General features: G+C 34.9%; 19 protein-coding genes. 5 read left to right on the top strand and 14 right to left on the bottom strand.

Translation table 11 applies throughout. The annotated features are described in order from the left end of the window. The first annotated feature begins 197 nt into the window (after positions 1-197). Positions 198-3,683, top strand: coding sequence for a S8 family peptidase (locus ACQKMI_RS12945; RefSeq protein ID WP_427489474.1), 3,486 nt, complete (start codon positions 198-200; stop codon positions 3,681-3,683). Between the two features lie 447 nt (positions 3,684-4,130). Further along, a complete protein-coding gene (locus ACQKMI_RS12940) occupies positions 4,131-4,721 on the top strand; it encodes a histidine phosphatase family protein (RefSeq protein ID WP_427489472.1) in 591 nt (196 codons plus the stop codon). Between the two features lie 425 nt (positions 4,722-5,146). Here ACQKMI_RS12940 and ACQKMI_RS12935 read toward each other — a convergent pair whose 3' ends face one another. The 5 genes from ACQKMI_RS12935 to ACQKMI_RS12915 form a co-directional block, all read right to left on the bottom strand. Further along, positions 5,147-5,593: a YfmQ family protein gene (locus ACQKMI_RS12935; protein WP_427489470.1), complete on the bottom strand. Its 447-nt coding sequence runs from the start codon at positions 5,591-5,593 to the stop codon at positions 5,147-5,149. A gap of 226 nt (positions 5,594-5,819) precedes the next feature. Continuing rightward, a complete protein-coding gene (locus tag ACQKMI_RS12930; RefSeq protein ID WP_427489468.1) occupies positions 5,820-7,250 on the bottom strand; it encodes a PLP-dependent aminotransferase family protein in 1,431 nt (476 codons plus the stop codon). Between the two features lie 225 nt (positions 7,251-7,475). After that, the gene (locus ACQKMI_RS12925; RefSeq protein ID WP_427489466.1) at positions 7,476-7,934 is read right to left on the bottom strand and encodes a HAMP domain-containing protein; all 459 of its coding nucleotides are present in this window, start codon (positions 7,932-7,934) and stop codon (positions 7,476-7,478) included. Between the two features lie 86 nt (positions 7,935-8,020). Continuing rightward, positions 8,021-8,320 carry a hypothetical protein gene (locus tag ACQKMI_RS12920; RefSeq protein WP_427489464.1) on the bottom strand — a complete coding sequence of 100 codons (300 nt, stop codon included), beginning with the start codon at positions 8,318-8,320 and terminating at the stop codon, positions 8,021-8,023. A 401-nt stretch (positions 8,321-8,721) separates the two neighbouring features. Beyond that, positions 8,722-8,886 (bottom strand): hypothetical protein, encoded by a 165-nt coding sequence (locus ACQKMI_RS12915; RefSeq protein ID WP_323646905.1) that lies wholly within the window; start codon positions 8,884-8,886, stop codon positions 8,722-8,724. Between the two features lie 152 nt (positions 8,887-9,038). Between ACQKMI_RS12915 and ACQKMI_RS12910 the strand changes: the two genes are divergently transcribed. Further along, positions 9,039-9,383 (top strand): helix-turn-helix transcriptional regulator, encoded by a 345-nt coding sequence (locus tag ACQKMI_RS12910; RefSeq protein ID WP_323646907.1) that lies wholly within the window; start codon positions 9,039-9,041, stop codon positions 9,381-9,383. A 698-nt stretch (positions 9,384-10,081) separates the two neighbouring features. On the opposite strand, the gene ACQKMI_RS12905 is transcribed toward ACQKMI_RS12910, so the two are convergent. The 5 genes from ACQKMI_RS12905 to ACQKMI_RS12885 form a co-directional block, all read right to left on the bottom strand. Further along, positions 10,082-12,478, bottom strand: coding sequence for an EAL domain-containing protein (locus ACQKMI_RS12905; RefSeq protein WP_427489462.1), 2,397 nt, complete (start codon positions 12,476-12,478; stop codon positions 10,082-10,084). A 12-nt stretch (positions 12,479-12,490) separates the two neighbouring features. Further along, entirely contained in the window at positions 12,491-13,669 is a 1,179-nt protein-coding gene (locus ACQKMI_RS12900) for a beta-ketoacyl synthase N-terminal-like domain-containing protein (RefSeq protein ID WP_427489460.1), read from the bottom strand. A gap of 552 nt (positions 13,670-14,221) precedes the next feature. Continuing rightward, a complete protein-coding gene (locus ACQKMI_RS12895; protein ID WP_427489458.1) occupies positions 14,222-15,013 on the bottom strand; it encodes a putative hydro-lyase in 792 nt (263 codons plus the stop codon). Between the two features lie 316 nt (positions 15,014-15,329). Further along, the gene (locus ACQKMI_RS12890; protein WP_427490101.1) at positions 15,330-16,547 is read right to left on the bottom strand and encodes an NRAMP family divalent metal transporter; all 1,218 of its coding nucleotides are present in this window, start codon (positions 16,545-16,547) and stop codon (positions 15,330-15,332) included. A gap of 40 nt (positions 16,548-16,587) precedes the next feature. Next, complete coding sequence (locus ACQKMI_RS12885) at positions 16,588-17,352, bottom strand: LamB/YcsF family protein (protein ID WP_427489456.1); 765 nt, start codon at positions 17,350-17,352, stop codon at positions 16,588-16,590. Between the two features lie 276 nt (positions 17,353-17,628). Between ACQKMI_RS12885 and pxpB the strand changes: the two genes are divergently transcribed. Together pxpB and ACQKMI_RS12875 are read left to right on the top strand one after the other, a co-directional pair. Then, positions 17,629-18,369 carry a 5-oxoprolinase subunit PxpB gene (gene pxpB, locus ACQKMI_RS12880; RefSeq protein WP_427489454.1) on the top strand — a complete coding sequence of 247 codons (741 nt, stop codon included), beginning with the start codon at positions 17,629-17,631 and terminating at the stop codon, positions 18,367-18,369. Beyond that, complete coding sequence (locus ACQKMI_RS12875) at positions 18,360-19,349, top strand: biotin-dependent carboxyltransferase family protein (RefSeq protein ID WP_427489452.1); 990 nt, start codon at positions 18,360-18,362, stop codon at positions 19,347-19,349. Before pxpB ends, ACQKMI_RS12875 begins: the two co-directional genes overlap by 10 nt. A 507-nt stretch (positions 19,350-19,856) precedes the next feature. Here the strand turns inward: ACQKMI_RS12875 and ACQKMI_RS12870 are convergent. From ACQKMI_RS12870 to ACQKMI_RS12855, 4 genes are all read right to left on the bottom strand, one after another. Next, positions 19,857-20,615: an IclR family transcriptional regulator gene (locus tag ACQKMI_RS12870; protein WP_427489450.1), complete on the bottom strand. Its 759-nt coding sequence runs from the start codon at positions 20,613-20,615 to the stop codon at positions 19,857-19,859. Positions 20,616-20,927: 312 nt separating this feature from the next. Further along, the gene (locus ACQKMI_RS12865) at positions 20,928-22,199 is read right to left on the bottom strand and encodes an MFS transporter (protein WP_427489448.1); all 1,272 of its coding nucleotides are present in this window, start codon (positions 22,197-22,199) and stop codon (positions 20,928-20,930) included. Between the two features lie 291 nt (positions 22,200-22,490). Beyond that, positions 22,491-23,126, bottom strand: a complete 636-nt coding sequence (locus ACQKMI_RS12860; protein ID WP_427489446.1) for a hypothetical protein — start codon at positions 23,124-23,126, stop codon at positions 22,491-22,493. A 75-nt stretch (positions 23,127-23,201) separates the two neighbouring features. Then, complete coding sequence (locus ACQKMI_RS12855) at positions 23,202-23,708, bottom strand: PadR family transcriptional regulator (RefSeq protein WP_427489444.1); 507 nt, start codon at positions 23,706-23,708, stop codon at positions 23,202-23,204. Positions 23,709-23,710: the final 2 nt, after the last annotated feature.

Below are 23,710 nucleotides of genomic sequence, written 5' to 3'. Positions count from 1 at the left end.
AATACACTCGCCTCTCCTACTCCAATCTTACAAATCGGGTAGGAATGGCAACCGTAATTTCTACGATGGATAAAACATATGGTAAAATATAGAATGGAATATTTGAAAAATATATCCTCATTTACGAAACTTTTCTATCAGTCATTCGTAATAGTATAGATGTCACAAATAATTAATGACCCAAGGAGGGAAAACAGTTGAAGAACTGGAAGAAGAAATCTATCGCTTTAGTAGCATCTGCAGCACTAATGGTTCCTGCTACTTCTGCCTTCGCTGAGGCTCCACAAAAAACAGCAAAGAACCAAGATCTAGTGAAAGTAGCTAGCAATAAGGACCAAATATTCAAAAATCAAAAAGAATGGATTAGTAAGGATACAATTATCGTCAAACATTCAGGTCTTGATAAGAATGTACATAACAAAATTGGTGCAAAAGTGATCCGCTCTATTCCTTCATTAGGTTACGATGTTATCCAACTCAACAAAGGAACAGATTTAGAAAAAGCAGTTTCATATTATGCTACACAAAAAGGGGTTAAAAATGTATCCCCGAGCTATGTGTATCATTCCTTTGGCACAGCAGTAGATCCAAAGAAAAAGGATATGTATCATTTGAACCTACTTCAAATTGATAAAGCACTACAATTAGCGGGCAATCATGAGGTAAAAGTAGCCGTTATCGATGGTGGTGTGGATTTTAAACATCCGGATCTAAAATCTCAAGTGCTCCCACCATATAATGCTGCAGCACCTGCCAATACATCTTCTCCAGATGAACATGGAACACATGTAGCAGGAATTATTGGCGCGGCAAAAGATAATGGTATTGGGGGACACGGGATTAATCCAAAAGCCAAGCTTCTTCCGATCGATGTATTCAACGGAAAAGAAGGGGCCAGTGATTTCGCCATTGCACAAGGAATTCTTTATGCTGTTGAGCAAGGTGCCGATGTTATCAATATGAGCCTTGGTGGCTTCGGGACATCTCCACTAATAGAGGATGCAGTTCAGAAAGCCATTGATAAAGGTATTACCATTGTAGCAGCTGCTGGAAATGAATCGACAGATAATTATGCCTTCCCTGCTTCTTATGAAGGTGTTATTAGTGTAGGTTCTACGAATGATCGCAACAAACTATCGGACTATTCAAACTACGGTCCGTCGGTTGATCTAGTAGCTCCAGGTGAAGATATTTATAGCACCGTTCGTGATGAGAAAAAAGGATCATCCTTTGCAAAAATTAGTGGAACATCGATGGCATCCCCAGTTGTTGCAGGTGTGGCTTCCCTACTAAAATCAAAATATCCAAATTTAAAGCCTTATGAAATAGAAGCTATTCTCGAAATGACCGCAAAGGATTTAGGTGAGACGGGCTATGATCTTACATTTGGAAATGGCCTTGTAGATCCTGTAAAAGCATTACAGTTTGATATAAACAATCTACCTAAACAGTATTCAGAAACAAAAGAAGATCGCATAAAAAACGCAAAAGTCCTTAAAAAGGATATAGTAAATACTGAAAAAGGTTCATTCAACCAACCGGACGAAAAGAAATGGTACAAGGTTGATCTAGATGAAAATGAATATGCTCAACTGACATTAAAAGGTGCTGACAAATATGATTATGCATTTGATTTGTACTTCTACCCTGAAGGTTCTAATAAAAAAATAGAACCAATTAAAGTCAATGATGTTCGTGTAGGCAAGGAAGAAGGATACCTTTATAAAGCAGATCAGAAGGGAACCCTTCTCATTGGAGTTAAAGATTATAATGGTAGCTATAGCTTAAATGGCCAGTCTAAATATACCTTCACTGCTCAAACAACTAAAGAATTACCAATTGATTCATTAGATATGGAGCATATGGAGAATATTGAAAAATTCCCATTCAGTACAGAAGGGAAAAACTATACCCTACTTTCTGAAGATCATCTAGGTGACAAAGATTATTTTACATTTTCAGTGAATGAACCAACGACATTGAAATTTGATTTATCTGGTATTCCAGGTGTTACTGCATCCATGGAGCTTTATTTAAAAGAAGACCTACCAACAGAGATAATCGATGCTGAAGGATTAGATGAGGCATATCCAATTCGAGCATCTTATGGTACCGATAAAGGCGAAGGAGTAAACTTAGTTGTCGATGCTATGCCTAATGAAAAGTATGTCATCAGCGTCTCTAATGAAAACAGTACCAATGCCTCACTTGAAATGTTCTTTAGCGGCGGTATTGATACTGAAGCAACTGTTAGTGAATCCATCATTCCTTACACATTAAAAGGTGAAGTCGTTACCCTTCCTGAAGATGAAGACGGCCTTACATTAGAAGGAATGCTAGAAAACAACGTACAAGAGAATCTTTTACCTTTTAATGAATATAAAACAAAAAAACGTATTCAAATGAATGATTTTATGAATATATTCATGAATCCAGATGCTATGGGGCAACCGGAAAACGTTGGCCAAATTATGGAGCAAGCGATTCGTTTTGATATTGGTCAAGATCAAAAAGCATACTTCCAAACTGAAGATGATGAAGATTACTTCACATTTACAGCTAAAGAAAATGCCGTTTATGGTTTCAAGATTCAAAAAGGTATAAACCAATTACCAGCTGGTAATATATTCGAATACGATGAGGAAACAAATGAATTAATCCCAGTTTCTTCATTAACTAACGATATGGGGTTACTTAGTCTACTTCTTGGATCATCAATTGATGAAAACGAAGCGAAGACAATTGCATTGAAAAAGGATAAAACCTATGTTGTAAAAGTAATGAATCTTGGTGACCGTTCTTCTGAACCGTATACACTTAAAACAAGTAAAATGGCAGCTATTCCACAAGAGGATAATATAAATAATAATACAACAAAAACTGCTATTAAGATTCAACCTGGCACAACTTACAAAGATCATCTCATTTATCAAGATGATACAGATTTCTACTATTATAAACAATATGGCAAAGATGAAGTCATGAGCCTTCTTATTTCTTCTATTCCATATACAAAAGAACAGCTAGATCAATTACCGAAAGAACTTCAAAATGACTTGAAGTTTTCAGGCTCCATTATTGAAGATACTAATGGCAATAGAAAAATTGACCCAAAAGAAATGGCAACAGAAATACAATTTGGACAAGGTGAAGACCTCCTTCAAATACTAATGGGTCTTGGTGGGACAACAGATGTAAATACTTCTTTTAAAGCCAAACAGGGTCACGGGTATTTTATTATTCTTAACGGAAGCAATGTTGGGCAAGTATCAATCCAACCGTATACTTTAACTTTGTTTGATCATAAAAATGCTGATGAAGATGCAGATTCCAAGTTAGTTAACGGAATACCGACAAAACGAACTGTACTTACGAAAAAAGACGGTAAATGGGTAGCTAATCAATATCTAAATGCAGGTGTTGCATTTGGTGATAAAGACTATTTTGAATTTAAAAACGACAGCAAACGCGATGTGTTCTTCTCTCTTAAAACAGAAAAAGCACTAGATGGCGTCATCCGTATTATTGATGCAAAAGGAAAAACAGTAGAAACTTTAGATTTTTACGGAGCTGGAGATGCTGAAGTAGGTACAGTCACACTGGATAAAGGAACTTACTTTATTGAAGTAAGTGAATATTACGGCAAAGCTAGTTCTCAACCATATACACTTGAAATTAAATAAAATATAAACCTCCTTGGACTGAAAAATGAACGTTGTAGAACGATAGAATTTTCGGTTGAAGGTAGTGTCGAAGACTAGGCTGGGACAAGACTGGCCAAAACCTTAAAAGCGCAAGAAATCAATTTTAGAAACGTTGATTTCTCGCGCTTTTTTGATATTCTACTGTTCACTTCTCTAGTTCGTTCAATGTTGCTTGAAGTATTTCCAGCCTCTTCCCCCCTGTGTCTGAAGAAAAGAATACTCCTCCTATTCGAGCAAAAGTACACTTTAACTTGGCTTTTCATTTAAAATATTCAGCCACCTTACTCTTGCAGGATATATAATTCCATTTCTATATTAAAGTTGAAGGAAACCAGATAAAAACAAAACAAATATTACAAACAATTTATATTTTCCAAAATTTAGTTTATCATAAAGAAAAACGTATTTAAAAAGGAGAGGGGAAATTTGGAAACATATATTTATTTTATTCGACATGCTCATTCTCCATTTATTTTTGCACAAGAACGAGAACGGCCACTTTCTGAGGAAGGCATAAAATCAGCAAAAAGACTTGTAGCATCATTGAAAAAAGTACATTTTGATGCAGTATTATCAAGCCCATATACACAATCTTTACAAACATTAGAAGGATTAATTGATCAACCTTCTAAAATTATTATTGAAGAAAATTTAAGAGAAAGAACACTTAAAGGGAATTATAAATTATCAGAAGATAGAATTGAACAAGCAATGAAGGATTCTTATGAAAATTTAGATTTTCGATTGGATGGAGGAGAAAGTGTTAGAGAAGCACAGTATAGATCTTTACCGATAATATTTAAAATCATTGAAAATCAAGATTTTACAAATGTAGCTATCGGGACACATGGTAATATTATGACAAATATAATAAATTATTTTGATAATTCATATGGATATGACTTCTGGAAATCTACAGAAAAACCTGATGTTTATAAATTAACCTTTAATGGTTATCATTTAATTTCTGTTACAAAAATAAAGTTTTTAAATTCTAACGATACCTTTCTTAAATAAAAGTTGGTTTTTCCGATTTAGCTGGATCAAAGTCAATTTACCGGACACACAAAAGTTAAGTTCTGGTTTTAAGGCAACCACCATTTATGGAGTGTTCCACATCATCTAAGGATTTTCGCAAATTTGTCGCACCTCGAGCGATAAAGACTTGATCCATCCGAATATTAGTGAACATGGTTTTGTACCACTTGTAGGATTTCGGTTAACGCTGCTTCCTCAAAATCTGGTGGCAGTTCGATAGAATTTTTCTTTATCTTAATGACAATCGGAACAGCGTCTGAAGTGACGGATTCTTGAAAAGCGCACCGCCCCCCATTCAATTGAATCGGAAGATAATTCTAGTACTATATTCACTTAATTTTCAAGGTAATAAAAAAGGGATTCTACGTCAATGACCGAATCCCTAATTTTTCGAAAACCTTTTTTCAATGGTTTGCATTTGTAGTTAAAATGGTGAAATTCTGTAGATATTCAGAGCTAATACTATATGAAACAACCTTCTCCTTGTATTTCTTAACTACATCAACGTGATTGTCGTAACTAAAAACAAAGAAATTAACATCTTTTTTGCCTCTTTTTACGTTGATGATAAATGGAGTAACATTAGTCTCTGGCTGTAAAAATAATTTTTCATTACCTGGAAATATATAGTGTTTTTTTAAAAAGGAGGCTTTATTAAAATAGTCTGTAAATCTATTTTTTTCTTCCTCATCTAAATTCTTCCCGTTAAATGTTACAGTAACATCTTTTGAATCAAGTTTTTTATGAAGCTCAAATTTACTTACTCCCCATGCCACAGCTATACTGGGAGGGCTCATTAACAATTTAATAATAGATCCAATCACTAGCGTAATAATCAAACCCGTTGTCATATCATATCAACTCTTTCAATAATTTAATCATTTTATTAGCAATTACTAGATTATTTCCGACTTTGCACATTGTTTCATAAAAAATAATTAGTAATTAAGCTATATCGATGTTTTATCATCTACCTCTCCATGATAAGGGGATTTACATTGTTTATAACCATCCACTTCGATGCTTTTTTGACCATCCATTTATCTTAGAAATAAATATTTTCAACCACCCAATTGTCTATATACTATTAAGGGCTTCTGCAAACCTTTTGATTCCTTCATCGATTGAGTCTTCATCTTCCTTTGCGAAAGTAAAACGAACAAAACCATCTTTGGATCCCAGTGTAGAACCAGGAACATAAATGACGCCTCTTCTAATGGATTCTTCAAGCAATTGGGTTTCATTATAATTTTTAAGTATTTTACACCATATATGAATACCACCTTGAGGAATAGAATATTCCACCTGATCATTTAAATAAGTATCAAGGCATTTTATAATTTTATCCCTTCTTCTTTCTAATTCCTTAATCAAACTTTTTATATGAATATGAAAATTTTCTGATTCTAAAAAATCATTCGCTACCCATTGTGTATAGCTAGAATGACCGAAGTCGATTTGTTGTTTCGCATCGGATAATCTTTCAATCACCGATGTTGGACCAATAATCCACCCTATTCTTAATCCTGAGGCAACAATTTTGGACAAAGAACTAATGTATAATACGTTGCCATTCCTATCCATTGATTTAAGGGTAGAGATTTTATCTCCTGAAAAAGCTGTTAAACTATAGGGATCATCTTCTACTACTGGAATTCCAAGCTTTGAGGATATGTCTAAAATCGCTTCTTTTTTCTTTTTGTTCAATAAGTAGCCCGTTGGATTTTGAAAATATGGATTTAAAAAAATCATTTTAATTCGGTGTTTTTTATATAATGACTCCAAATCTTCCGGGTTAATTCCATCCTTATCAACAGGTAGATAATGTATTTTTATACCTATCGATTTGAAAATTGGAAGATTATAATTGTAGGAAGGATCTTCTATTGCTATTGCATCTCCAGGCTTTAACAAACATTGCACAATTAAATGTAATGCTTGCTGCGCTCCTGATGTTATAAGTATTGAAGAAGGATTAGTTTCGATTCCCCGACTATTTTTCACATGTTTTGTGATGGTATTTCTAAGGATTTCATTCCCCTGTGGATGATCGTATCCTAGGCTTCCAATAAAAGAACGTGTTGAAGTTATCTCGCTTAAAAAGCTTTTTGGAAAAAGTTCTTCTGACAATTCACCAGAAGCTAAATTTATTAATTTATGTTCAACAGCTTCTTTTCTTATTTTTTGCGTTACAGGTTGACTAGGTAAAAAAGAACCCGCCTCAATATACCTATTCCAGCTAGGAATCCGTTTTTTTGTTATACCCCATATATCTTTACTAATGGTAGTACCACTTCCTCTATTTCTTTCAATTAGTCCTATCGATTCTAATTCGTCATATGCATGAACGACAGTACTTCTGTTTAAATTTAGAGCACTAGCTAAATATCTCTCTGATGGCAATGGTTTATCTGGTGGAAATGTACCATCTGCAATTCCCTTTTCAATATATTCTGCGAGTTGTTTATAGATAGCTTTTTTCGCTTTTCTATCAGGTTTCCAATCCAATATACTCACCTCATTATTTCCTTCAAACTTGCTAAGCACCCGTTAGCATAATAGAAATGAGCTAAATCCTTCATTTTAATTAAACTATTCGATCCTTTTTAAAATTTCATCTACAGTTTCTTGTTATGATCAAAATTTCATTATTTTCCTTTACTGTGTATATTAGTGTTCCGTCATCATAATAATTTGAGGTTAAATCTTCTTTTATAATCGTATCTGAAGGTGCTACCTTCTTAACCATGCCATATACTTCATCTTTTGTATATTCATTATCATAAAGTGTGTAAGAGTACTACATATAACCATCAATAATAACGTATGGTAATAGGAGTTTTCTTCACTTTGTTGTACAGTATTATCTTGTTTTGCTACAGAACAACCTCTTAAATGCAATAAAACTTGAATCTGGCGCAACATACTTTGCAATTTTTCACTTAATATATTTGTTGCGCCTATTAATTGACCAATTTCATCTTTCGATTGAACGGTTAACGCATCATCACTTAAATCACTCTCTGCAATGCGTTGTACACGCTCGGTAATTCGTCGAACCGGTCGAGAACTTGAAGTGGCACTATATAAAGCAATACCAATCTCAACTAAGCTTACTGTAATGATTGAAATGAAATTGACTGTGTTTAAGGTGTGGTTATCTGTAATTATGTTAAGTCCAGTTTGACGCACTGTTTCTTCTCAGTTGCTTGTAAGTTCTTCAAATCCTAACTGAATATTTCTCGCTTCATCAGCTACACTCATTATATTTGCAATGGCTAAATCTTTATTTCCATCTTCATAAACAGAGAATACATTTTTAAGATATACTCCCTCCATGTTTCTGCTTTTGCAGATAACTCCGTTAATTTCTCAGACTGCTGAATTTTATGAGCCATTTCTTCATTTTCAAGTGAAGGCTGGGTATAGTCATTGAATCTGTCTTTATATTTTTGATCCCCTGTTAACATATAACCACGTGAAGCAGCAATTCGTGCAGACATTGAGTTTGCTAAATGTTGATCTAGAATTGAAAGCTCCAATTCTTTGTTCACAATTTCTTCGAGTTCTTTACTCATTTTGATATTAAAATATGTAGTATATGCCTTGCACGATAATTACTAATAGAACAGCAGTAAATCCAAATAAAATTTTTGCACGTATCGTTTTAATTTGCACGAAACGTCTCTTTTCATATGTATTTTTTATAGTCACCATAGCATTTTAAATGCACGGGACTTATATAAAACTATTATTAAACTGATACCCATAATTTCAAATATTCCTTAATTTATAGAGGGTTTTAAAAGTATGCAGTAGTCAATATTATATATATCATCATCTAATACTTTGAGACTCTGTACCGTCCAAAACGGTTCCATCTGAATTGTATATTTTTTCTGGAGAAAATAGTGGAAATAGCCTTTATTGGCAATCTAATAAATTGATATATAACTCGTAGTGGAATTACACTTATACATTATCTAGCACTCTTCTGGGTAGTTTGATCGAGATGTGCATGCTTTTTAATAGCATTTTCAGCTACAGCGGCCATTCTCACCAATGTAAGGAAATATTGCTGATTTTCTGTTGATAACTGTTTTATAATTCCAATTAGTTCATTAGTAATAGTTTCATTTTTCATAAATATCCCCTCATTATGTCTCATTTGTGATGTTTATAACCACATATTATCATAATCGAAATTATTGTCTACCGTTTTTTTCATTTGTGATAATTGAATATACAGTTTCTTTGTGATAAATTATAATTACATATAAATGAGGTGAATGTATTTTGTATAACCGAATAAAAGTAATCAGAAGTGCCTTAAAGATGAACCAAAAAGAATTTGCTCAGCACTTAGGATTAGGTCAATCAACTCTTGCTATGATTGAAGTAGGTAAACGTACATTTAGCGATAAACATATTAAAGTAATTTGTGTGACTTTTAACGTTAATGAAGAGTGGTTGCGAACAGGGGAAGGTGAAATGTTCAAATCTTCTCTCTATGAAAATGAACTAATTGAAATTTTTAATAACCTCAATCCCGAAACACAACAATATTTACTTGTTATGGCAAAAGAATTACTTTATACGCAACAAAAATTATTATCAAAGAATGAAGATGATAACTTATGAGCCAGCTTCAATTAGAAAGAAGATTGCTCCAATGTAAGAAAAAGAAACAGATATGTTATTAAAGGTGTGGCTTACTGACCCACCTTTTTTTCTATCCTCATTGAAGCTACACCTAATATGTTTAAACATGGCAAGAAAGAGATCTAGTTCGTATGGGTAAATAATGTTCTTGAGAATGTCCTTACAATGGTACGTCATAAGGGCCGCTACTGAGCGTAAAGTCTTAAATTTGACCGAAAAAAATTATTAAATCGGAATCATCATATCGATACTTTTGGATTAATACTCTTAGGCGTATGGTTTAGTAAATTCCAAGAGATACAAATCACTTACGTCTTAAAAGAACAAAAGAACACTGTTATAATCATTTTCTATCCTTTTATAACTTATTCTTTTTTAAAAGCAAAAGCGCTTCAAACCCTTGAGAATAAAGGATTTGAAGCGCTTTTCAGTTGGTTCAAACTTGTTCTTTCTGAACCTTGATACGTCTCAGGTGGGAATGAATTCCCCCTCTAAAACGTTGATACTAAAGGGTTTATTAATGTGTAGAATTTGTGTAGAATAACTATAGTTATTCTGAAACATAATTGATTAATTAAACTCCTGGTCTAATTTAAGAGCCAATTCTCTTGAAAGCCCTAATGCCTTCAAAGTAATCATTGTAAAAAAATACTTGATTTTAGTTCATAGCAAGAGAATCAGTCACTAGCTGTAATGTATTTTTCTTTGAAAGCAGTTACGGAGAGTGGATGACTTATAAAATATCCTTGAGCGTAATCACAGCCAATCTCAGTCAAGAAATGATATTCTTCATCTCCCTCTACTCCTTCAGCTATAACTTTCAAGTCAAGTTGTTTTGCTATCGCTATAATCGTTTTTACAAGCGCTTTGTTCTCAACTTCTTGATTCATCCCAATGACAAAAGATTTATCAATTTTTAAAGAATCAAGAGGATATTTATTCAGGTAACTAAGTGATGAATAGCCAGTTCCAAAATCGTCCATTGATAATCTTATACCAAGTTTCTTTAATTCATATAACTTTTCTATCATCGACTCTGCATACATCGCAATACTCTCAGTAATCTCTAATACAATGTTGGTCGCATCAATGGAAGTGTTCTCTATCGTGTTTTTCAAGCTTTCTACAAACGTTGGCTCGAATAACTGCCTCACAGATACATTAATACTAATTACTAATGGCTTGCACACTTCTTTTTGCCAAAGGACATTTTGTTCAATTGCAGTATCCAATACCCACTGACCTATTGGAATAATCATTCCTGTCTCTTCCGCGATTGGTATAAATTCATCCGGTGTAACTTTCCCCAATATTTCGTTATTCCACCTAATCAGAGATTCCATCCCTATGAGTTTATTTGTTTTCAAATCCACAATGGGCTGATAATAAAGTTCAAATTCCTTATTATCTAGTGCGGATCGTAAATTTTTTTCAATCATCATCTTCCTATAGAAATGTTGCTGCATTTCTGATGTGAATAATTGATAGTTATTTTTCCCTCTTTCTTTTACATAATACATTGCAGTATCGGCATGTTTTATTAATGCGTTAACATCATACCCATCATTTGGAAATACACTAATTCCAATGCTTGGTGTAATAAAATGATCACAACCATCGACCAAAAAACCACTTTTAAATTGTTCCAATAATTCTTTTGCAAAAGCCTCACTATTTTCTGCATTATAATGTGGAAGTAAAATAGTGAATTCGTCACCACCAAGACGATAAATATTTGCGCATTTATGTTTTTGCTTTAGTAACATTTTAATACGTCTTGATACTTCTATTAATAAGAGATCCCCGACATCATGTCCGAGCGTATCATTTATGTACTTAAAGCGATCTAAGTCAAGAAACATAATTGCATTCTGACTTGACTCCATTTTTGCCTTTTCCAGAAGGTTCGTTAAATCCTCATTGAACATTCTTCTATTCGGCAATCCTGTTAAGGCATCATGGTTTGCTTGAAATTTGATTTCATCTTCATATTGCTTTCGCTCCGTAATATCTGTTGAAACAGCAAGTATGGCTGAGCTATCATTTATTTGAATTGGTACTTTGACAGTCTGTACCCATATCTCTTCTCCTGATGCGCCTGTAATGGATTCTTCTCTAATGAATACCTTTTGCGATAATTTGTTTATATCCGTAAGATGATCAACAGTTTGTTTCTCTACTAATGAATCTTTATATACGTCATCATTAGCTTTCTCTAACTTATCTTGAATGTTCATGCCCATTAACTGAGCATATGATTGATTCATAAGTGTATAACGACCATTTTCATCTTGAGCATAAATATAGTTTGGGTTTAAATTAATGACTTGGAATAGAAACCTCTTTTGTTCAAATAGCTTTTTATTCATATTATTTACTATATCAAGATGCATCCGGCTCGAAAGAATTAATGCAGAAATAGCAAAAACCAAAATTGCAATCGAACTTGAGAACAATCCTGACGATGGAAACATATTAAAAAAGCCTATTGAATATCCAATTAACGTGAAAATATTAAAATAAACTAGAAATGAACGTTCACTCTTGGTTTGTACATCTAAACTAATTAAAAAACAAATAATCATATTAACTACGAAAAAGAGAACATAGGAATTAAAAATCCACGATAGCTCTCCGTTAACAGGATAGTAAAATATATTAGAACCAATTTGTACAAGTTCTAATCCGTTAATCCCTCTATCACTCCATCCGATTATGTATACAAGTAGGGCCATTCCATATGATAGGAGAACAGTGGTACGATTAACAAGAAAGCACCACTTTTTTTTAAAATCATCTGGGAGTATTTCTTGAACAATTGTATACCCTATATAGAGAATTGTTGGTGTTACCATGATAGAGCCAAATCGAAAAATCCTGAAAAATAGCATAATTGTCTCTTCTTTAAATAGTTGCTGTGCATACAAAAATGAAACATCTATTTGCCAAAATGAGGCCATAAGAAGAAATAGAAAAATAATTTTTGATAATTTACTTTTTTCGAATAATACTAATATCGTAATTCCAACAAAAATAGGAATACATGCCAAGAGAATTAAAAATAAAAAAAACATAAAATGAGCCTCCTATGTACGTGTCAGTAATAGACAAGCATTATTTCCGCTACCCCCATGAGTAGTAATACATACAGACTCTACAGCTTGATGCCTCGTTTCATAAACAATAGGGACGTCTTCAAATCCTTCCCCTGATGTTTTAATCGTAGGAGGGATAAAACCATACTCCATTGATAGCAGGGATGAAATGATTTGCATTGCTCCCATTGCCCCAAATGAATGTCCTAACATTCCTTTAATTGAAGTAATAGGCACTCCAGAACCAAATGTTTCCTTCAAGATAAATCGTTCGATTTGATCATTTAATTCTATACCAAGCGCCTGACTGTTTACATAGCTTGGTATAGTATCTCCAAGGGTTTCTTGAAAAACTTCAAGCATATGTCTACCAGTTATATCAGAGCTTAATAATTTTTGCCCTTCATTTCTTGAAACGACACGTTCAATCTTCCCATATATCTTCTGTTCTCGTGCTTGTGCTGATTGTTTACGCTCTAGAACGAGTACACCAGCACCCTCAGATAAAACAAAACCTCGATGCTCCGTTGAAAATGGGACACCTGCTTTTTCGATAGAGGTCTCCGTTGAGAGTACTCTTATTTTTTTAAAACCATTGATTGTCCATTGGCCTAAAGGAGCATCTGTTCCTCCTACTATACAAGCATCTACACTACCTGTTTCAAGTAGTTGTTTCCCAATCATTACTGCATCTATACTGGCTGTACATCCAGTTGTAACGGTGAATGCAGTCCCACACGTACCAATCGCTTCAGCAACAGAACCCGAGAGTGTGTGCGTATCAACAATTGAAACCCCATGAATCGGAAATTTCTTTAAATCAAAACCATCTACAGCGTATTTTTCGATTTCAAGAATTGCTCCAGCAGATGTTCCCATAACTACAGCAACTCGGTGCGGCTTGAAATAATCTAAGTTCGACATTTCAGATGCATCCATCGCAGCCGCAATAGCCATTCTAACAGAACGCGGGTATCGACGGTAATTTACTCCACTTATATCTAGAAAGTCATCTTCAATCATACCCGCAACAATGCTAGAATGAGGCTGATTATCATTTTTTAAAATGCTCTGAGTACAAATACCTTTATTTAATACATTAAAAAAACTAGATTCATCTACAACACCAGGTGCTTTAATTCCATATCCTGTAATTACTATATCGTCCAATTATTTCACCTACAAATTTCAACTTTACACCATTATATACAACAAAATCTGACTTAGTCTATATTGACAAATCTTTCGTTCTATGAAATTCATTCGAATGGTTAATTTGAAACACGCTTCATCAGAATATCATTTTAATTTAAGTAAGATTATTGTTTTCCTACTAATATTTTGTTTACATCCGTATTTTTTTATTAACTAAAACTTTACAAATAGGTATACTAAAATTTCCAGTGAACCTTATTCGAAAATTTAAATTACGAGAAGGATTAAATTAATGCATAAATTTATTATATTAAAATTACATAACTTAAACGACCACCTACACGTATTTCTTTACCCTCTAGATCCATGAATTGAACGACACCATGGCGCTTTTTCGTTTGTTTTTGTGGTGTCCCAAGTAAGTCCTTTTTTTATGAAAAAAAATCAAAGCTAGTGAAATTTTACTCGTCGTAAATTTTACCAGCTTTTTTAGATTTCAGAAATTGGTTTTGTCCCAACCTCTTGACGCTTACTTATGAAGAAAATAAATAGATGTCTTCGAGCACCTTAAAGTATGCTCAAGCTTGTTTCCTTTATATCAGTGATTAGCATATGACCCGGTGCATGGGTAATTATAATAGAAGGTTTACTTTCCATAGCTACTGCCTGAGGGGTTACGCCACAAGCCCAAAATACTGGTATTTCCCCAGGCTTAATGGACACGGCATCACCGAAATCTGGTTTTGAAATATCCATAATACCTATTTGTTCTGGACTACCAATATGAATTGGTGCACCGTGTACATTTGGAAAGCGCGAAGTAATTTGGATTGCACGAATTGCATCCTCTGGAGTCATAGGGCGCATACTGACAACAGTTGGTCCTTCAAACACACCTGCTTTTTCACACGCGATATTTGTTTTATACATTGGCACATTACAATTTTCTTGAATATGTCTTATTGGAATACCCGCTTCAAGAAGAGGTGTTTCAAATGTAAAGCTACACCCTATTAAAAAACCTACCATATCCTCTTCCCAATAATCTGTAATATCTAATACTTCTTCAGTTAAAATACCATCCCGATAAATACGATATTTCGGAATATCCTTGCGAATATCTGCATTTTTTGCAATTTTTGAAGGTATAAATGATCCAGGTTCTGTCACGTCTAATAATGGGCATGGCTTTGGATTTCGCTGACAAAATAGTAGAAAGTCAAAGGCATGCTCCTTCTTTAAAATCACTAAATTTGCTTGGGTAAACCCAATCGACATGCCAGAAGTTGGTCCAGAGATTTCTTGGTTGCGGATAAGTTTACGGATTTCATTCGGCTCTAAAGCACTATATGTTGTCATCATCAATTCACTCCTTATCAATTATGCCTTGGCGTAATTGCGTCCGGATTTTGAATTGTGCCAGCACAATTCATTCCTTTGAAAATCCGTGACATCCGCCGGAGGCTTTAGGCCAACACGATGTTGGTCACTCAGGCGTTTTCACAGGATGTGAAGTTCTTAGCCTGGGTTCCTCTATTTCAGTAGGTGTTTGGACACCCACTGAAAAGGTACAAAAATCGCATTCATCTCACCACCTATAGAGGTGGGAGTCTTCTGCTGAATAAAGATAAATTAACCATCCATGAAAGATGCTCATGGATGGTTGGTTGTTAGATTAACTAAAAATTTTTGGAAGTTGTTCAATTAATGTAATAATGCTGAGATATCCCATAAGAACAACTACAATTGCTCCAGTTACAGTTAACCAACGTGGATGCTTATATGTACCAACGATTTCTTTTTTGTGTGCTGCAACTAATATAATGCCAAGTGATAATGGTAAAACCAGTGCATTTAATGCACCTACCAAAATTAACACATTAACTGGCTTTCCAACCAAGGCAAAAGTTGTTGTTGAAATGACGATAAATGCTATAATCACCCAATTATGATATTTCTCAATGTTAGGGTGGAATGAACGAATAAATGAAACGGATGTATAAGCTGCACCTACAACAGAAGTAATCGCCGCAGCCCACATAATCATACCAAACATGCGATAACCAATATTACCCGCAGCTAGTTGGAAAACAGATGCAGGTGGATTGGCAGGATCAATGACTAAACCTTTTGAAACAACACCAAGAACCGCTAAAAATAAAGCAATACGCATTACGCCAGTAATCAAAATCCCTGTCACAGAGCTTTTTGTTACTTCTGGCAAGGATTCTTGTCCTTTGATGCCAGCGTCCAAAAGGCGGTGACCACCAGCAAAAGTAATGTAACCTCCAACTGATCCACCAACCAAAGTTACAATCGCAAACCAGCTAATTTCTTTAGGCCAAACGGTGTTCACAATCGCTTCTCCTACAGGTGGTGAAGTTTTAAAAGCAACGAATAGCATGAGTACAATCATGACACCGCCAGCAATTTGCGCAACCTTGTCCATTGCCTTTCCTGCTTCTTTATAGATAAATATAAAAATAGCAAAAAGTGCACTTACAATGGCGCCCATAATTGGATCTACGCCAAGCATTGCATTTAACCCTAATCCAGCTCCAGCAACGTTCCCAATATTGAATGCTAAACCACCTATAACAATCATAATTGCAAGGAGAACACCTAATCCAGGTAATACCTTATTGGCAATTTCTTGCCCTCGCAAGCCAGAAACAGCAATGATTCGCCAAACGTTTACCTGTGCGACAATATCTAGAATTAATGAAATTAAAATGACAAATCCAAAGCTAGCCGCTAATTGCTGTGTAAATACTGTCGTTTGTGTTAAAAAACCTGGTCCGATAGATGAGGTAGCCATTAAAAAGGCTGCTCCTATTAACACACTTTTACTTGCTGTTTTCTTAACAAATTGACCTTTTTTCTCTTGCTCGATTCCTGCTTCACTAACTTCCGCTTTTTTTGTTACCATTGGATTACCCCTCCTTGATTGCACGTACTGACACTTGATGTTCTGCTAATCTTGAATGAATATATTGTGCAAATTCTACAGCATGTTCCCCATCCCCATGAATACAAATAGTATTTGCCTGTAATGGTACATCGATTTGCTGTTGTGACAGCACAATCCCCTCTTTCACCATTCTCACGACCTGATTCACAGCTTGTTCCTTATCCGTAATCAATGCATCAGGTTGTTTACGAGATGTTAAAGAACCATCCTCCTGATAGGTACGATCTGCAAACACTTCATGGGCTGTTTGAAGCCCTACTTTTTCTCCGGCTTTTGTTAATTCACTACCTGAGAGACCGAATAATACAAGTGAAGGTGAAATATCATAAATAGCTTGTGCGATTGCCTCTGCAATCGCTGGATTTTTAGCAGCCATATTATAAAGTGCTCCATGTGGCTTAACATGCTGCATCGTTTCATTGTAAATCGTTAGAAAACCTTGCAATGCTCCAACTTGATAAATAACCATATCATAGGCTTCCTGTGATGTGATGTTCATCTCACGTCGTCCAAAGCCATTTAAATCCGGTAATCCTGGATGTGCCCCGATTTTCACACCATTAGCAATGGCTAGCTTAACTGTCTCTCGCATAACTGTTGGATCTCCAGCATGGAATCCACAAGCAATATTAGCAGAGGTTACATATTTTAAGATTTCTTCTTGCTCCCCAAGTCGATAACGACCAAAACTTTCCCCTAAATCACAGTTTACATCAACTCGAAACATCTTCTTCCCCCATTTTCTTCCCACTAAAATAGTTACACTGAATACGTTTACAAACATTTTGTACCGATATTCGGAACTTAAGTTTTGAAATTTAAAAAAATCTTATCATATTTTATAATTACTGAAAAGTATAAATTTAAAATTTTGAGAAAGAATTTTTTTTTTGAAATTTTCATTTAAATTAAACTTGTTTTCGTTTATTGTTTAAATATAATATTAATAATCCGTTATTTAAAACTTACATACCGAATTACGAAACTTCAGGAGATGGTTTTTATGATGAATTTAAAAGAGAATGTACAGATAAAACCTTTGAGTGATTCTGCACTAGTCATTCATGTAGGTGAAGGAATCAGTGAGGCAATTCACAACAAAGTTAAAAATATATTGATCTTATTAGAGAGAAATCCATTTGAAGGATTCATCGAAGTTGTACCTGCCTATAATAATGTGACGGTTTATTACAATCCGATTGAAGTATACTTTTCAAATATAGGAAAAGAAGGCGAAATGCCTTACGAAAAGGTGAAAGCAACAATTCTTTCTTTATTGAATCAATCTCACATAGTTGAAACAACGAAGGAACGTGTCGTAAAAATTCCTGTAGTATATGGTGGTGAAATGGGACCAGATTTAGAATTTGTAGCCTCTTATCATGGTTTAACACCTAATGAAGTGATTAAAATTCACTCTTCTGTGGAATATCTTGTTTACATGATAGGCTTTGCTCCAGGTTTTCCGTTTATGGGAGGAATGGACAGACAAATTGCAACACCTCGTAAAGAAACTCCACGGTTATCGATTACTCCGGGATCGGTTGGAATTGCGGGAAATCAAACAGGGATTTACCCATTAGAAACTCCAGGTGGATGGCAAATCATCGGACGAACACCTTCTCGTTTGTTTCTACCTGAACAATCTCCTCCAACCTTATTGCAACCGGGTGATCGAATTCAGTTTGTACCAATTTCGTTGGAAGAATATAAGAGCGACGGGGAGATGAAAACATGGGCATAAAAGTATTACAGCCAGGTATGCTGGCAACCATTCAAGACCTAGGAAGATATGGGCTACAAAAGTTTGGTGTTATCGTCGGAGGAGCAATGGATTCGATGTCCTTACGAATTGCGAATTTACTTGTTGGAAATTCGGAAGGAGAAGGCGCTCTTGAGGTGACACTTTATGGAACATCCCTTTTATTTGAAACGGATGAACTGATCGCAATTACTGGTGGTAATTTACAACCTACAATAGACGGCAAAGAAGCACCAATGTGGAGACCACTTTTAATTCAAAAAGGATCTGTTTTAAAATTTAAAACTGCGATTAATGGTTGCAGAGCCTACGTATCGTTTAGTGGTGGAATCAAAGTGCCCAAAGTGATGAGCAGTAAAAGTACCTACATACGTGCTGGAATTGGAGGATTTCAAGGAAGAAAATTGCTGAAGAATGATGTCTTTGAATTAGATAGACGATCAGAGTTAGGAGAAGAACTTTTTAAACAATTAAAAAAAGAACCAACGTACCTTTCTTGGTCAGCTGATTACACATCCTTTGTTACATTAAAAAAAACACAAACAATCCGCTTCATAAGAGGCTCTGAATATGAGCATTTCGATGAGGAGAGTTTAAAAAAATTCCTTTCAACACCTTACACCATCACAACACACTCAGATCGAATGGGCTATCGATTAGATGGAGAGGCTATTCAATTAAAAGAGCCATTTGAATTATTATCCGAAGGGGTTACATTTGGAACGATTCAAGTGCCCTCCAATGGGCAACCTATTATTTTAATGGCAGATCGTCAAACAACTGGTGGATATCCTAAAATAGCTCAAGTGATATCTGCTGATTTACCATCATTAGCACAAATGCAAGCAAATGGTCAAGTCTATTTTAAAGAGGTCACTCTTGAAGAAGCTCAATTGGCATTAATAGATCAAGAAAGAAAACGAAATGAATTAGCATTTGGGCTCCGTTTAAAAAGGTTATAGCATATTTAGATAAAAATATTTCCTAAAAATTAGGCTCTTCACCAAACCGTGTGGTTGATTTCCGTTCCGACTGGGCGCTTTGTTGTTGCTGTCGCTACGCTTTCGCACAGATAAAACAATTGCTGCCGCTACGTTAGCACTACGCTTTCGCACAGAGCAGAGCTTCCTGGGGGCGTCCGATGAGCCGCTTGGGGCAACAGGATGTTGGTCACGAAGGCGTTATCACAGGACGTCATGCTCTTAGCCTTCGTTCCCCTACTTGCTCGCTCCAGGATCTCGGGCCAACACGATGTTGGTCACGAAGGCATTATCACAGGATGTGATGGTTTTAGCCTTCGTTCCTATATTGCTGATCTCCAAGGAGTCGCCCAGTCGTAACGAAGATCAACTAAAATACAGTGCATATATTTTAAAAAATGTCATCCACAACTTTTGGTGATGATCCATAAATTATCAACTCCAACGCAAAATGGGTAATCTCAAATGACTTTTGAGACTACCCATTTTTTAAAGCCGTTCATACCCCAATTTTTTAGAAATCTCTGCGGTAGCCTTCTTAAGTTTATCGACGAAGATTTCAACGTTTTCTCCTCGATAATTGGTTTCTAGTCCCGCAATACTCATTGCTGCAACGACTTCTCCTTTATGATCGTAAATCGGTGCTGCAACAGCAGATGTATAATTTTCTAATTCTGAATGGCTGATTGTATAACCAAGTTCTCTAGCCTGCACAATCGATTCAAAAAGCCTTTCCTTTTCTGTAATCGTTCCCATTGCAAATGATTTAAGTTCTACCGATTCGAGATATTCCTTTATGTCTGCATCCGGTAAAAAGGATAATACAGCACGAGGGCATGCTCCTGCATAAAGAGGACTTTTTCTACCAATTGCTGTGTAGAGTCGAACTTTTTGCTTCGTATCTATTTTCTCGATATAAACAGCATCGTCACCATCACGAACGATTAAATTAATCGCTTCTTTTACATCATTATGTACCTCATTCATAATTGGTTCTGCAATTTTCCGCACATCTAGCCGCGTTGATACTAGATGTCCAAATTTAAGGAAAAGAATACCTAACCTATATTTTGAATCAGTTCCCTTTTCTAAAAATTCCATTTCTTCAAAAGATTTCAACATTCGGAAAGCAGAGGTTTTGGGAATTCCTGATAACTCAATTACTTCTTGAAATGACAGTTCAGTATGATCGATAAATAAATTTAAAATATCCATTGAACGGATAACCGTTTTGTTATTATTTGTCAATTTAAGTTTTCTCCCCCTTCTATACTAGATTTAATCTAATCATAATTTTTCTTTTCTTAATTTATAATTATACCTAATATCTTACTGTTTTTATATACCCTGGCTCTTCACCAAAACGTGTGGTTGATCTCCGTTCCGACTGGGCGCTTTCCTGGGGGCGTCCAGCGTCCACTCCAATCAACTTATATACAAGATATACTTTTAACAAATGTCATCCACAACTTTGGTGATGAGTCTATACCCTGTAAATCAGGTTGATAAAGGAATAAAAAAAAACAAGAGCAGAGAATGGTTGCTTTGCTTCCATGCTCTTCACCCCTGCTTGTTATTCTTATTTACGCTCTGACGTTTTTCCTTAAATAAAATCACTCCAATTAAACCAACGATGGAGAAGATAACTGGCGTGATGAAACCATAGTAATATCCATCAAATAGATTTCCTGAAGTTGATTGAAAATGATCCAATATATATCCAAAAATGATGGGTAGCAATACAGCACTTAGAAAGCCGCCTGTATTCGCAATCCCTGAAACAATTCCTGATTCTTCTAGTTTAAAAGATTGACGTACAGCTGCAAAGGTTAATGCACTCGCCCCATATCCAAAGCCAATGATAAAGAAAATAATAATTAGAAAGAAAAAGGAAGGATGCCCATTACATAAAAGGAAAGAAAACCACCCTAATAAAACAATGATATGAACGACAATATACGGTCTTTTAATTGTTTCAAACCGACTTGAAATCCAACTAGCTAGAGGCGCTCCAATAAGTGCTCCGATAAGACCGATCATAATCAGCTGGCTGGCATCTGAACGAGTCATTTCATACATATTCATCCCATATGGCACTGCCCACGAACTGATAAACCCTACATAACCGCCGACTACCCCAAAATGGCAAAAGAATAGAGCCCACGCTTGCGGATTTGAAAATATTCTTCGTAGTAAAACTGATGTTTTTTCACGTTGCACTTCTGCTGTATCAACTACTTGCTCATCCCCCAAAATTTGTTTTGTTTTTTTTACAAGTACAAAATAAAGGAGAATTCCACATAAACATAGTAGTAGTCCTACTGAGAAAAATGTTATCCTCCAACCAAATAAAAGTATCCACGTGGAGAAAGGTACTGTCGCCAATAAGAAACCAAGACTTCCTGTCATGCCCGCCAGGCCAATTAATCGAACAAATTCCTTCGTATGAAACCATTGGGCCAAAATTAGCACCATGTTAACCCATATGGTCGAATCCCCTACCCCAGTTAGTATTCTGGCAAAAAACAGGACAAATTCATGTGTACCAAGACTATAAATAATTGTACCTAAACCTGTAAGAGTAGCACCAATAATTAGGAAAAAATTAGGCCCGAATCGATCAGCTAAAATCCCCATCGGAATTTGCAAACTCGTATATACAAAAAATTGTATACTCGTCAATAACCCAATCGTTGATGCTGTTACATTAAAATCTCGCATCAATTGGTCTGTAATCAGTCCTGGGGCGGTTCGTTGACTCGCCATTAACAAATAAATAAATAATACAGAAACAAATACAACCCATCTATATCTGCTATTTTGTTTGTCCAATGATTTCTACTCCTATTAGCTTTTACTCTATATATATGAATTACAGGTAACGTTAAAAACCTGTTTTTCAAAGTTGTTTTATGATTTGAACTTGGTTGGAAATGCTTTTAGTTCTCAATGTTCAATATAAAGCTTAAATTCTTTAATCTTATCTTGAACACTGCTGGGTAGTCTTAGCGCTGGCTTTCTATCAAATAGAAAGCCTGGCATTTCATTATTCGATATCCGCTTGCTTGTATCTAGCTATCGCAACTTAAAGCCAAATGGTTTACTTTCTCAAATAAAAGTTTTTTATTTTTTAGGAAACAATGTATAAGACCATGAGTAGATAAAATCAATGATAAAAACAATGCTCCAAATTGCTCCAATTCCAAAAGTAACCTCATTAGCATAGGGTGATTCCTTTGCTATACCTTTTTCTATCCATGACAAATCAGTTAAATACATTTTTATCTCTGTAAGGTTTTCCGTTCCCATAATCCAAAAAAACGCTTGCACTGTAACAAAAATAACCAAATGTATATAAGATGACTTACGATACTTCTTTGCAATATATTTAGGGTTATTATTTCTTTTAATAATTTTATAGTCTTTATCAGATAATAATTCAACACCACGAAACGTCCCAATTTTTCTACGCATCCAACGATCTAGCTTTATAAAATCAAATATACCAAATGTAAATGCATAAATAATAAATATAGTAATAACAATTTGAAATGTTGAAATCTCTCCTGTTTGCTGATACACATACAATCCGAGTAACCCTTCAAGTATTAACATAAATAAAAATAGAAAAATGAACATAATGCTAAGTGTAGGTTTATTAAAGAAATAACGAAATATACCAAATAGGAGTAGTACCCCTATAGATAATAACTCAATAAGTATAAACAATTCCCAACTATATTCAAGAATAACTCCCAATCAAACACCTCCTTTGTTGAGAAAAAACAGTATAAGATAATTACAGCAATATGAAAAGGAAAACTTTATATAGATTTATGAACGAATTCTATTTTCAATCTGACTTATCCAGTTTAAATCTGCCTCTAAATGTAAAAGTGTGCCATTGATTAATAAATATTTATGTTCTTCATTTTGAATAAGAAATTCCGTTTTTAATTTAGTCAATTCTATAACATCTTTCATTATCATTGCTTTTTGTTGTTCTAGCATAATTTTTTCTTGCTCAAAATGGATTTTTCGAGCACAGCTCCATTTAAAATGAAAGTCGTCCTTAGTAGAATGATAAGGTACAGGTTCTAATAACCATTTTTTAAATTCATTTTCTCCAGACTTTTCTAGCTTATATAGCTTTCTTTCTTGGTCATCTATCTCTGCAGATGACACGAGTTGATCACGAATGAGACGGTCAAGAGTAGTATAAATTTGACCAGGATTAATTTTTCCTTTGATACTTAGAAGAGACTCCAATTCTACTTTTAATTCGTATCCATGATTATCCTGTTGGTATAACAATGTTAATAGTCCATACTTTACTGACATAA

It is taken from the genome of Lysinibacillus sp. NPDC097214, from assembly GCF_050277945.1.
In the GTDB taxonomy this organism is placed as follows: Bacteria; Bacillota; Bacilli; order Bacillales_A; family Planococcaceae; genus Lysinibacillus; species Lysinibacillus xylanilyticus_B.
Note: the sequence above shows the minus strand (reverse complement) of the source record. Positions and strands in the feature narration are given on the sequence as shown.

Excerpts from the sequence above, each read along its gene's own strand:
- ACQKMI_RS12895 (WP_427489458.1), bottom strand. The coding sequence starts at position 15,013 with ATGACAACATATAGTGCTTTAGAGCCGAATGAAATCCGTAAACTTATC.
- ACQKMI_RS12885 (WP_427489456.1), bottom strand. The coding sequence starts at position 17,352 with ATGTTTCGAGTTGATGTAAACTGTGATTTAGGGGAAAGTTTTGGTCGT.
- ACQKMI_RS12905 (WP_427489462.1), bottom strand. The coding sequence starts at position 12,478 with ATGTTTTTTTTATTTTTAATTCTCTTGGCATGTATTCCTATTTTTGTT.
- ACQKMI_RS12875 (WP_427489452.1), top strand. The coding sequence starts at position 18,360 with ATGGGCATAAAAGTATTACAGCCAGGTATGCTGGCAACCATTCAAGAC.
- ACQKMI_RS12915 (WP_323646905.1), bottom strand. The coding sequence starts at position 8,886 with ATGAAAAATGAAACTATTACTAATGAACTAATTGGAATTATAAAACAG.
- ACQKMI_RS12935 (WP_427489470.1), bottom strand. The coding sequence starts at position 5,593 with ATGACAACGGGTTTGATTATTACGCTAGTGATTGGATCTATTATTAAA.
- ACQKMI_RS12920 (WP_427489464.1), bottom strand. The coding sequence starts at position 8,320 with ATGAGTAAAGAACTCGAAGAAATTGTGAACAAAGAATTGGAGCTTTCA.
- ACQKMI_RS12855 (WP_427489444.1), bottom strand. The coding sequence starts at position 23,708 with ATGTCAGTAAAGTATGGACTATTAACATTGTTATACCAACAGGATAAT.
- pxpB (WP_427489454.1), top strand. The coding sequence starts at position 17,629 with ATGATGAATTTAAAAGAGAATGTACAGATAAAACCTTTGAGTGATTCT.